The organism is Lancefieldella parvula (assembly GCF_963530955.1).
Classification (GTDB): Bacteria; Actinomycetota; Coriobacteriia; order Coriobacteriales; family Atopobiaceae; genus Lancefieldella; species Lancefieldella parvula_A.
On record NZ_CAUSFQ010000035.1, the window covers coordinates 1 to 12,097 of the forward strand.

Annotated in this window: 10 protein-coding genes; 8 read left to right on the top strand and 2 right to left on the bottom strand. The window is 51.3% G+C overall.

The window, feature by feature from the left end:
• Positions 1-191 precede the first annotated feature (191 nt).
• A complete protein-coding gene (locus tag RWJ43_RS03675) occupies positions 192-1,118 on the bottom strand; it encodes a pseudouridine-5'-phosphate glycosidase (protein WP_035428532.1) in 927 nt (308 codons plus the stop codon).
• Between the two features lie 104 nt (positions 1,119-1,222).
• Positions 1,223-2,305 (bottom strand): PfkB family carbohydrate kinase, encoded by a 1,083-nt coding sequence (locus tag RWJ43_RS03680; protein ID WP_314007895.1) that lies wholly within the window; start codon positions 2,303-2,305, stop codon positions 1,223-1,225.
• A 408-nt stretch (positions 2,306-2,713) separates the two neighbouring features.
• Between RWJ43_RS03680 and RWJ43_RS03685 the strand changes: the two genes are divergently transcribed.
• From RWJ43_RS03685 to RWJ43_RS03720, 8 genes are all read left to right on the top strand, one after another.
• On the top strand, positions 2,714-3,904 hold the full coding sequence (locus tag RWJ43_RS03685; RefSeq protein WP_035432453.1) for a phosphopentomutase: 1,191 nt from the start codon (positions 2,714-2,716) through the stop codon (positions 3,902-3,904).
• Positions 3,904-4,614, top strand: coding sequence for a purine-nucleoside phosphorylase (deoD, locus tag RWJ43_RS03690; RefSeq protein WP_314007899.1), 711 nt, complete (start codon positions 3,904-3,906; stop codon positions 4,612-4,614). The genes RWJ43_RS03685 and deoD overlap by 1 nt, the downstream gene beginning before the upstream one ends.
• A 163-nt stretch (positions 4,615-4,777) precedes the next feature.
• The gene (locus tag RWJ43_RS03695) at positions 4,778-5,854 is read left to right on the top strand and encodes a BMP family ABC transporter substrate-binding protein (protein WP_314007901.1); all 1,077 of its coding nucleotides are present in this window, start codon (positions 4,778-4,780) and stop codon (positions 5,852-5,854) included.
• A 147-nt stretch (positions 5,855-6,001) separates the two neighbouring features.
• Positions 6,002-7,531, top strand: a complete 1,530-nt coding sequence (locus RWJ43_RS03700; protein ID WP_314007904.1) for an ABC transporter ATP-binding protein — start codon at positions 6,002-6,004, stop codon at positions 7,529-7,531.
• A complete protein-coding gene (locus RWJ43_RS03705) occupies positions 7,528-8,730 on the top strand; it encodes an ABC transporter permease (protein ID WP_314007906.1) in 1,203 nt (400 codons plus the stop codon). Before RWJ43_RS03700 ends, RWJ43_RS03705 begins: the two co-directional genes overlap by 4 nt.
• Entirely contained in the window at positions 8,720-9,643 is a 924-nt protein-coding gene (locus RWJ43_RS03710) for an ABC transporter permease (RefSeq protein WP_035432466.1), read from the top strand. The genes RWJ43_RS03705 and RWJ43_RS03710 overlap by 11 nt, the downstream gene beginning before the upstream one ends.
• Complete coding sequence (locus tag RWJ43_RS03715; protein WP_314007911.1) at positions 9,643-10,200, top strand: cytidine deaminase; 558 nt, start codon at positions 9,643-9,645, stop codon at positions 10,198-10,200. Before RWJ43_RS03710 ends, RWJ43_RS03715 begins: the two co-directional genes overlap by 1 nt.
• A gap of 242 nt (positions 10,201-10,442) precedes the next feature.
• Positions 10,443-11,768 (top strand): pyrimidine-nucleoside phosphorylase, encoded by a 1,326-nt coding sequence (locus tag RWJ43_RS03720; RefSeq protein WP_314007914.1) that lies wholly within the window; start codon positions 10,443-10,445, stop codon positions 11,766-11,768.
• Positions 11,769-12,097: the final 329 nt, after the last annotated feature.

Here is a 12,097-nt window from a genome sequence, read left to right on the forward strand (position 1 = left end):
TGTACGCTGGGCTAAAAGCCAACGTTAACGCGCTGCAGAATCATAATCACCCGCACAATGGACTGCCTCCCATTTCTTGGACATAAGAAATAGGAGGCAGTTCAAAACGACGTTGGGGCCAAAAGAAATGCGATGCTTACGCGGCGTTCGCACGTGTACTTACGTAGTGCTTACGCAGCGCGTACGCGTACTTACTTGCGGTTGCAGACCTCAGCAGCAACCTTTGCGCCAAGAGCAACGTTGTTGAAGACCAGCTGGATGTTGGACTCAAGGGAGTTGTTGCCGGTAATCTCAGCAACCTTTGCCAGTAAGAATGGTGTGGACTCCTTGCCGTGGATACCGTTTGCCTCTGCCTCTGCAAGGGCCTTCTCGATAGCTGCGTCGATGGTGTCCTTATCCATTGCATACTGCTCAGGAATTGGGTTGGTGACCAGAAGGCCGCTGTTCATGCCAATCTGCTGCTGGGTAGTGAAGATCTCTGCCAGCTCAGCAGGGGAGTCAACGCGATAGTCAACGCTAAAGCCGCTCTTGCGAGTGTAGAACGCAGGAAGCTCCTCGGTCTGGTAACCAAGTACAGGAACACCCTTGGTCTCCAGGTACTCAAGGGTAAGGCCAAGGTCAAGAATGGACTTTGCACCAGCGCAAATGACCATAACAGGAGTCTGTGCAAGCTCCTCGAGGTCAGCAGAGATGTCCATGGTGGTCTCAGCGCCACGGTGAACGCCACCAATACCGCCGGTTGCAAAGACGTCGATGCCTGCCATGTGAGCAATCATCATGGTAGTAGTGACGGTAGTTGCGCCGTCCTTCTTCTCAGCGATGATAACAGGAAGGTCGCGGCGGCTTACCTTAGCAACCTCGCGGCCCTTCTTGCCCAGGTAGTCAATCTCGTCAGCGGAAAGACCGGCACGCATCTGGCCGTTAATAATTGCGATAGTTGCAGGAATTGCACCGTTGTCGCGGATAATCTGCTCAACCTTCAGAGCGGTCTCGACGTTCTGTGGGTAAGGCATACCGTGAGAAATGATGGTGGACTCCAGAGCTACAACAGGTTTGTTCTGCTCAAGTGCCTCTTTGACCTCGTCAGATACAACGAGAAAATCCTTCAGGTTTGACATATATACTCCAATCGTAAACGACTAATGGAACCGAAAGTAGTGCCGTGCAGACACGCTGTGCCGTGCAGACGCGCTGTGTAAACGCGCTGTGCCGCGCAGACGCGCTAAATACCTGCGCGCTTGATAACCTCTTCAACGTTGAGCTCACCGTTGATGGTGTTTTCACCCTCAACGGCCATGCTGGAAGCAGCCATGCCTACCAGACCAGTCTGCTCAAGCGTCATACCCTGAGTGTACGCCCAGGTAATACCCGCCATCATGGCATCTCCTGCGCCTGTCATGTTGACGAGCTTTGCAGGAAGCAGTGGCAAATGGACGGTCTTCTCGTGATCAGCGCAAAGAAGGCCTTTCTCGCCAAGGGAGATAAACACGCGCTTGAGGCCTGTTGCAAGCAGCTCGTGAGCTGCGGCTTCAAGGGAGGTATCGTCGGTGATCTTGATGCCCGAGAGCATCTCGGCTTCAAGGCGATTTGGCTTGAGTGTGTGAATCTTGCTCAGAACCTTCTTGAGTTTCTGTGCCTTGATGGAAGAAACGGGATCGCAGAAGATGGGGCAGGTCACGTTTTTGGCAATGAACTCGATGGTCTGCTGAGGCAGGTTGGTATCAATTACGCAAGCTGCGGCGTGCTGGATAACATCCAGGCGCTCCTCGATGCGCTCAGGGGTGACATACTCGTAAATCTGCATGTCATTGATGGCTTCCTGCATCTCACCATACTCGTCCATGATGAAGAGGTAGGTGGAAGTGGAAGCGCCCGGCACGGTAATAGAAGCATCGATGTCAATGCCGCAATCCAGGCAGCCCTCTTTGAGCTCGCGCGCACGATAGTCCTCGCCAAAGGCGGTGAGCAGACGAACGTCACCGTCGAGAAGGGCTAGGTTGTGTGCAATATTTCTACCCACACCACCAAAGGACATGGTGACTTTACCAGGGTTGGAGTCTCCTGCTACAAGGGAAGAGTCTGGGCGACCAGCAATGTCCATGTTAGCAGCGCCAATAACAATGATGTAGGGACGCTCGCTCAAAATATAGCGACGACCCAGAATTGCGCCCTTTGCGGTAAGGTTGGAGATGTGAACCGAAACAGAAGAACGTGAGATACCTGCACGCTCTGCAATTTCCTTCTGAGTAATGGAAGGTTGCTCTTTAATCCAGTTGAAAATCATCTGTTCTCTATTGGTGAGCATCAGGTCTCCTAGCAGTAAAAAGAGAATCCGACTAAACAGGTGCTTATATAAAAACTTCTAAACAGGTGCTTATCTTGTTTAAGCTAGTGCTTAAATCTTGCTTTAGACAACGATAAGACAGCAGCTAGAGTCTGTAAAGAATGAATTCATTAAATTTTTCCCTGGTGAGCTCAACGATTTTCTCGCCATATTGGTTTTACCTGCTTGATTTTTCTAAGCATTTGCTGCGTACCGTTTACAGAATTTTAGTATCTGCAAACGGTTGTATCGTGAAAATCTCTTTAAATTGGGCGTCGGTGTTATGCAACTGTAATAATATATTTAATGAATAGTAATGACTCGTCCACATAAGTTAGCTTGCGTATGTATCGTGCGCAAATGCTTGTTTCGGGCGTTTTAGGAGGTAGCATGCCTAAACGTGTTTTTGTAGTTGTTCTTGATAGTTTTGGCATCGGCGAAGAGCCTGATGCAGCGGCATACGGAGACGAGGGTAGTAATACCCTTTGTGCATGCGCAACAAGTGGCGTTCTTAATATTCCAAATATGACAAAGCTGGGCCTTCTTAATATTGATGGCGCGCTTGATACCGTGTATGACGTTGATCTGAAGCCAATTGAGTCTCCTGTGGGCGCATATGCTCGCATGCAGGAGAAATCCGCTGGTAAAGACACTACGGTTGGTCACTGGGAGATGGCAGGCGTCATTTCTCCAAAGAAGTTCCCAACCTATCCTGATGGTTTTCCACAGGAGGTCATTGAGGAGTTTGAGCAGAAGACGGGCCGTAAGGTTCTCTGCAACAAGCCTTACTCCGGAACCGATGTTATTAGAGACTTTGGTAAAGAGCACGTAGAGACTGGTGCTCTGATTGTCTACACCTCAGCAGATTCTGTTTTCCAGATTGCTGCTCATGAGGACGTGGTAAGTCCCGAGAAACTCTATGAATATTGCCGCATTGCACGCGAGATTCTTCAGGGTGAGCACGGTGTTGCTCGCGTTATTGCTCGTCCTTTTGAGGGGGAGTGGCCATACCAGCGCACTTCTCGCCGTCATGACTTCTCGCTTGAGCCAACAGGTCCAACTATGCTTGACCGCCTTAAAGAGAACGGCTTTGACGTTCTTTCTATTGGCAAGATTTATGACATCTTTGCTCACCGTGGCATGACTGAGTTTGAGTTTACTACCTGCAATGCAGACGGAATTCAGAAGACTATTGAGGCTACCAGCAAAGACTTCAACGGTCTGTGCTTCACCAACCTTGTTGATACTGACATGATTTACGGTCACCGCAATGATCCTGTGGGATACTCCAACGCTCTCTCGTACTTTGACGAGCGTATTCCTCAGATTATTGAGGGCCTTCGTGAGGATGACCTGTTTATCATTACCGCAGATCATGGCTGCGACCCAGTAACACCATCTACTGATCACTCTCGTGAGTACGTGCCACTGCTTATCACGGGTCCAAAGGTCAAGCCAAACACCAACCTTGGTACAACCACCACATTTGCCGACATGGCCGAGACAATCCTTGATTATTTTGGCGTTGAGCAACTTGGTGTTGGAACTTCTCACCTGTCAGAGATTCTTAAGGAGAACTAATGGCTACTACCCCAACTCCTCATAACGCTGCTGTTGAGGGCCAGATTGCTAAGACTGTCCTGATGCCAGGAGATCCTCTGCGCGCAAAGCTTCTTGCAGACACGTATTTGGAGAACGTTGAGCAGTTCAACACCGTTCGCAACATGTTTGGCTACACCGGCACCTACAAGGGACAGCCTGTCTCCGTTATGGGTTCTGGTATGGGTATGCCTTCCATTGGTATTTATTCTTACGAGCTCTTTAATTTCTACGGAGTTGATAACATCCTCCGTATTGGTAGTGCTGGCGGCCTTTCTCCTGAGGTAAAGCTCAGAGACATTGTTATTGGCATGTCTTCCAGCACTGATTCTAATTATCCATCACAGTACGGAATGCCTGGAACCATTGCACCTACCGCAGACTTTGGCCTGTTGAGCAAGGCTGTTGCTGGTGCAGAAAAGCTGGGTTATCCCGTTCGCGTTGGTAATATTCTGGCAAGCGATGTGTTCTATACCGTAGACAACTCGCTTACCAAATGGGCAAGCATGGATGTTCTTGCCGTTGAGATGGAGTCGGCAGCTCTCTATCTCAACGCCATGCACGCTCATAAGCATGCGCTTACGCTGCTAACTATCTCTGACCTGCCTCTTACAGGAGAAGCACTTACTGCTGAAGAGCGTCAGACTAGTTTCACACAGATGATGGAGGTTGCTCTTTCTGTTGTTGCTTAAGGCACTTGTTGCGTAAAGCATTGCAGATCAGCAGTTTTCTATTGCTGTTTGTTTTGGAACCATGCGGATTTTCCGCTTAAGTTAGGGGAGTTTGGTCAACTTCTCATAAAGATCCAGCACTAAAGCTGGACGTTCCCGCCACATGAGGTAAGGAGAGCACGGAATGAACAAGAACGTTTCTCGTCGTAGTTTTGTGACCGGCGCAACCGGCGCTGGCGCATTTGCAGCACTCGCAGGTCTTGCAGGCTGCAACAACCCCAAGAAGGACGACGGCGGCCAGAAGGCATCAGGTGAGAAGAAAAAGAAGCTCACCATGGTTACCGACACTGGTGGTGTTAACGACCAGTCCTTTAACCAGTCCGCTTGGGAGGGCATGACCGAGCTCAAGGACAAGAACGGCTGGGATGTCAGCTACCTTGAGTCCAAGCAGGATTCCGATTATGCAACCAACCTTGATAAGGCTGTTGACGCAGAGTCCGACCTTGTTTGGGGCGTTGGCTTTGCTATGGCAGACGCAACCCTTAAGGCTGCTAAGGACAATCCAAACACCCAGTTTGCCATCATTGACAACGGCAACGAGTCTCAGGTTTCCAACTTCACCGGCGTTATGTTCCGTGCTCAGGAGCCTTCCTTTGTTGTTGGCTACATTGCTGCTCGCACCACAAAGACTGGCAAGGTTGGCTTTGTTGGCGGCATTTCTTCCGCACTTATCGACCAGTTTGAGTATGGTTACCGCGGCGGCGTTGCTTATGCAAACAAGGAAAAGGGCACCAACGTTGAGGTTTCTGCACAGTACGCAGAGTCCTTCTCTGACGCAGCAAAGGGTAAGGCTATTGCTAACTCCATGTACTCCGATGGTTGCGACGTTGTCTTCCACGCTGCAGGCGGCGTAGGAACCGGCGTTATTGAGGCAGCTAAGGACGCAAATAAGCTTGCTATCGGCGTTGATCGTGACCAGGCATATCTTGCTCCAGAGAACGTCCTGACCTCTGCTCTTAAGCGCGTTAACGTTGCTATCGTTGAGATTTCCGAGAAGATCCTGAAGGACGGCCAGAAGGGTGGCACTACTGTTTCCCTGGGCGCTTCCGAGGACGCTGTCGGAATTGCTGAGGATCACCACCTCATGGGTGAGGACACCTACAAGGCAGCTACTGACCTTCTCGACAAGATCAAGGCTGGCTCCGTTGTTCCTCCTGCAAGCAAGGACGACCTGGACAAGTACGTCAAGTCTTTGAGCTAAGCTCTGACTTAGTTTCTAAGCCTTAGGGTTTCTCGCTAGATGGTTTTGCCGTCTGACAGGCCCAAGAGGTTGATGAGTTTGGATTTGCTGGTGAGGGGTGCTCTTTGGCACTCCTCACCTCTAGCAAGTGTGTAAAGGAGGTGGCTCGTGGAAGTCAGTTCGGATTACGCTGTTCAGATGCATGGCATTACCAAAGTTTTTGGATCGTTTAAAGCTCTTGACGCCGTAGACCTTAACGTGCGCAAGCAAACTGTCCACGCCATTTTAGGAGAGAACGGTGCAGGTAAAAGTACGCTTATGAACGTACTGTATGGCCTGTATTCTGCTGATGAGGGCGAGGTTTACCTCAACGGAGAGCGTGTATCCATATCTGGCCCAACCGATGCTATCGCTCACGGTATTGGTATGGTTCACCAGCACTTTATGCTGGTCGAGAACTTTACTGTTACAGAAAATATTGTTTTGGGCAACGAGGTCACCAAGGCTGGTGGCGTCCTTGATCCAAAGCGAGCTCGCGAGAAGGTCCTGGAGATTGTTGAGGAATACGGCTTTGACGTAGACCCTGACGCCAAGATTGAAGACATTTCTGTTGGTATGCAGCAGCGTGTTGAGATCTTAAAGGCCTTGTATCGCGGTGCTGATACGCTGATTCTTGATGAGCCTACGGCAGTTCTTACACCGCAGGAGATTGAGAAGCTTATTCAGATCATGCATGACCTGGTAAGCAAAGGTAAAACCATCATTGTTATTACTCACAAGCTTAAAGAGATTATGTCTTCTGCTGACGAGTGCACTATTATTCGTCGCGGCAAGTACATGAGCACCGTTGATGTCTCCAAGACATCCGAGACCGAGCTTGCAACACTTATGGTGGGTAGAAACGTTAACCTACATGTTGAAAAGAAGCCAGCAACTCCTGGTGAGGTCGTTCTTTCTATTAAGGACCTCCACGTCAAGGACGAGCGTGGCATTGAGCAGGTAAACGGTTTTAATTTGGATATTCGTGCCGGCGAGATTGTTGGTCTTGCAGGCATTGACGGCAACGGCCAGAAAGAACTTGCCGATGCCATAAACGCACTGGTCAAACCTGAGTCGGGCACCATTACCGTTAAAGGTGAAGAGATTCAGGGCACAACCCCTAAAACGGTCATTGACCACGCAGTTGCCACTATTCCTTCAGACCGTCACCGTTGGGGTCTGGTTCTGCCCTTTACGGTTGCCGAGAATATGGTGCTTGAGCGCCACAACGAGGAGACCTTTGGTAAGGGCATTGCACTTGACCTGGCAAAGATAAAAGAATTCTCCCAGAAGCTGATTGACGAGTTTGATATTCGTCCTGCAGAGTGCGCAGAGCATCAGGCAGTGGGACTTTCCGGCGGCAATCAGCAGAAAGTTATTATTGCCCGTGAGGTTTCTTCCAACCCAGACGTCCTCATTGCCATTCAGCCAACTCGCGGTCTTGACGTTGGTGCCATTGAGTTTGTCCACAAAGCGCTTATTCGCGAGAGGGACCGTGGAGCAGCAATTTTGCTGATTTCCTTTGAGCTGGACGAGATTATGGACGTTGCCGATAAGATGGCAATTATTTACGCCGGCAAGAATGTTGGCGAGTTTGACCAAGGTACTATCACTGAAGAGCAGGCTGGCCTGCTGATGGCAGGAGGTGACGCCGAGTGAGTACGCTTACAAAGATAATGAGAAAGCCCATTACGTCAGCAATTGTTGCTATTTTTGTTGGCCTGTTGGTCGCTTCTATTATTTTGGTTGTTGCAGGTTATGACCCTATCAGCTCGTTTGAGGCTCTTATTGGCGGCATGGTAGGTAAGCCAAAATACATTTCTAACGTCATTATTAAGGCAACACCTTTGCTCTTTACGGGTATTGCTGTTGCTTTTGCATTCCGCGTTGGCCTCTTTAACATTGGCGCTGAGGGTCAGTACATTGTAGGTACTATCCTCGCCGTCATTGTTGGCTGCAGTCTTGATCTTCCTCCTGTGCTGCAGATTCCTGTAGTTGTTTTGGTTGGTACCGCAGGCGGCGCAGGTATTGGTGCCATTATTGGATGGCTTAAGGCTCAGTTTGGCATCAACGAGGTTATTACCAGCATTATGTTTAACTGGATCAGCCTTTACCTCTGCAACTTTGTGGTTTCTCTTCCACAGTTCCACCAGCCAAACTCAACTTCTTCATACTCCATTAACGAGTCTGGCTACACCACACTGTTCTATGGCATGAAGAATTCCGAGGACGGTGCTGAGGCAATTCGCAATATTCCTGTTATTGGCGACGCTATTATGCGTACCGATGTAAACATTGGTATTTTTGTTGCTATTATCGCAGCTATCTTTATTGGCTGGCTGCTTATGCGCACCAAGGTTGGTTATGAGATGCGTGCTGTTGGTTTTAACCGCGACGCTGCACAGTTTACCGGCATCAATGTTAAGAAAAATCTTACGCTCTGCATGGCTATTTCTGGTGCACTCTGCGGTCTTGCAGGCGCTCTAACTATCACCGGTATTGCTCCTCACAGTATTGCAACGCTGGCAGCATTTGAGAACAACGGCTTTAACGGTCTGTCCGTTGCATTTATCGCCAACTGCAATCCTGTGGCATGTATTCCTGCATCCTTCCTGTTTGCTGGTCTTCTTTATGGTGGCCAGACTGTTCAGCAGACTGTTGGTGCACCTTCCGAGATTATCAACATTGTTATTGGTACCATCGTGTTCTTTATGGCTCTGGGTGGCGTTATTCCAATGCTTGCCGACCGTCTTGATCACAAGCGTGCCCAGAAGGCTAAGGAAGAAGAGGCAAAGCTTGCTGCTCAAGTGAGTGATGCGTCCAACCCTTCTCAGGAGGAGGCAAACAATGCTCACTAACCTGATTCTTCTTGTTTCCGTTACCCTCATGTACTCGACACCTCTTATTTTTGGTGCTCTGGGCGGCGTTGTCTCCGAGCGCTCCGGTGTTGTCAACATTGGTATTGAGGGCATGATGGGTGTTGGTGCCTTTGCAGGCGTTGCGGGCAGCTACCTCACCGGAAACCCTTGGATTGGCTTCCTTTGTGCAGGTATTGCAGGCGGTCTTATTGCGCTTTTGCACGCCATGGCATCTATTACCTTTAACGCTGACCAGACAGTTTCTGGTGTTGCAATTAACCTGCTGGCACCTGGCATTGCTCTGTTTGCCTGCCGTCTTTTGTTTGATGGCGCTGCAATGTCTCCGGCAGTCACCAAGCTCCCAAAGCTCTTTGGTGAGGGTGCCTTTAACGACACACCTTATTCCAGCTTGAACGTAGACATTACCGTGGTGCTTGCACTTTTAACCGCCCTTCTCGTCTGGTTTGTGCTGTATCGCACCAAGTGGGGCCTGCGTATTCGCTCCGTTGGCGAGCATCCACACGCATCCGAGACGCTGGGCATTAGCGTTCGTAAGACTCGCTACCTCTGCGTTATTGTTTCTGGTGTTCTTGCAGGATTTGGCGGCGCTTCTGTAACGCTGGCAATTATTTCTCAGTTCACTCAGACCGCTATTTCTGGTCAAGGCTTTATTGCACTGGCAGCGGTTATTTTTGGTAAGTGGAAGCCTCTGAACACCTATGCAGCTTGTCTGCTCTTTGGCTTTACTCAGGCACTGGCAATTCTTCTTGGTGGCGGTGCAACTCCAATCCCAAGCCAGATCATTGCAATGCTTCCATACTTCATCACCATCATTACGCTGGTCCTCTTTGTTGGTAAGTCCGTTGCACCTAAGGCAGACGGTGTGCCATACATCAAGGGAAGTCGTGCATAATGGCAGAGGTAGAGGGTTCTTGCCACGTTTCTAACGAGGCTCTTGTTCAGCTTGCTATTGAGGCGCGCAACCACGCCTATGTACCGTACTCTCACTATGCTGTTGGAGCTGCGCTTTTGTGCTCCGACGGCACGGTATACGGTGGCGCCAATTTAGAAAACGCTGCGTACACGCCTTCTAACTGCGCCGAGCGCACGGCGTTTTTCCGCGCGGTGTTTGAAGGTCGCCGAGATTTTGTGGCCATTGCGGTTGTTGGCGGTCCTGAGGGAGAGGCTCCAACAGCTTGGTGCACTCCTTGTGGTGTATGCAGGCAGGTTATTCGCGAGTGGTGCGATCCTGCAACATTCCGCATTGTGCTGGGCAAGGCAGACGCAGCTCCTCGCGAGTATCTGCTCCAGGATATCTTGCCTATGGGATTTGGTCCCGAGGACCTGGGCGAATCCAGCCCTGCAGGTGCATCGTGCGACGATGCCGTGAAGGGCGCTGCGGGCGAGCACGGTGCGGGCGGCCACGGTTGTGGTTGCGGGTGCGGCGAGCACGACGGAGGCAACCAGTGAGCTGCGGTGTCAAGCAGCCTGCGCTTGCGGGTGCGGCGAGCACGGTGGAGGCAACCAGTAAGCTGCGGTATCAAGCAGCCCGCGCTTTCGGGTGCAGATAACCTGGTAGGTTGCATGAAATTGCGAGCCGGTAGAGTTTCTCGCTACCGGCTCTTTTACTAGAGAGTTCCGCGAACAGTAACGAACGCGCCTGACGGCGCCGCGAACGGCAACGAACGCGAACAGCGAAAAGAGGTTCGACTATGCGCATGTACGACGTGATTGAAAAGAAACGCGACGGCGGCGAGCTTACCGACGCCGAGATTGATTACTTTGTCTCGGGCTATGTAGCTGGGGATATTCCCGATTATCAGGCCTCAGCGCTGGCGATGGCCATTTTCTACAAGGGCATGACTGCGCACGAGACGGCTCACCTGACCATGGCAATGGCTGAGTCCGGCGACATGATGGACCTCTCGGCAATTCCTGGTATCAAGGTGGACAAGCACTCTACCGGCGGCGTTGGCGATAAAACCACGCTGGTAGTGGCTCCAATTGTTGCGTCTCTGGGCGTCAAGGTTGCCAAGATGAGCGGTCGCGGCCTGGGTCACACGGGCGGTACGCTGGACAAACTCGAGGCAATCCCAGGACTTTCCATTGAGATTTCCGAGCCTGACTTCTTCAAGCAGGTCTCCGAGATTGGCGTTGCCGTCGCAGGTCAGACGGGCAATCTTGTCCCCGCAGACAAGAAGCTCTACGCACTGCGCGACGTTACCGCAACCGTTGACTCGGTGCCTCTGATTGCATCGAGCATTATGAGCAAGAAGATCGCTTCCGGCTCCGACTGCATTTTGCTGGACGTTAAGTGTGGTTCTGGCGCCTTTATGAAGGACGTCGACTCCGCAATTGAGCTGGCAGATGCCATGGTTTCCATCGGCGAGCACGTCGGCCGTACCACTGCAGCGCTGATTACTGGTATGGACCGTCCTCTGGGCAAAAACGTAGGCAACTCCCTCGAGGTCATCGAGGCAGTGGCCACGCTTAAGGGTGAGGGTCCTGAGGATCTGACCGATGTCTGCGTTGAACTTGCTGCAAACATGCTTAACCTCGCAGGTAAGGGGAGCGTTGAGGACTGCCGCAAGCTGGCTCGCCAGCAGATTGCAAACGGCGAAGGCCTGGCTAAGCTGGCCCAGATGGTTAAGGCTCAAGGCGGCACCGACGAGGTCATCTTTGACACCACCAAGTTTGAAGCTGCGCCATTCCGTCGCGATATTGTGGCTGAGACCAGCGGATATATCACTTCCATGAACGCTGAGCTGGTGGGTATTTCCTCCGTTGCTCTGGGCGCCGGTCGCGAGAAGAAGGGTGATCCAATTGACCCAGCGGCTGGCATTATCCTTGAGCGCAAGACCGGCGATTATGTCGAGAAGGGCGATGTGATTGCAACGCTTCTGACCGGCGACGAAAACCGTCTTGACGAGGGCGAGCGCATCTTCCGTGAGGCTCTGGTCTTTGGCGAGAGCGCTCCCGAGTTGGAGCCGCTGTTCTTTGCGCGCGTCTCCAAGGACGGCGTCGAGCGCTTCGCGTAAGCGCAGGTCGCAGCTGCGGCGCGCGGGGTTCCGAGCTCCACATAACATGCAAGTCAGACCGGTGTTCACGCAGGTGGACACCGGTTTTTTGTGCGGAGACAGCGTCGTGTGCGGGCAAACTTGCAGGTCAAGCGCGCGAAGCGCCGGCGGGGAGTGCACGGGGTTTCTTGCCAGGCGCACCATAACAGCATGCGCGCCTAAAAAGTGCAAAGAATCTGTATTTTGAATACAGATTCTTTGACAAAATCAGGCAAATCCACCGATTCTTTTACATTTTTAGGCTTGAATTCTCAAAGCAAGTGCAACGTTTGGTGATGGTAGACTTCCCA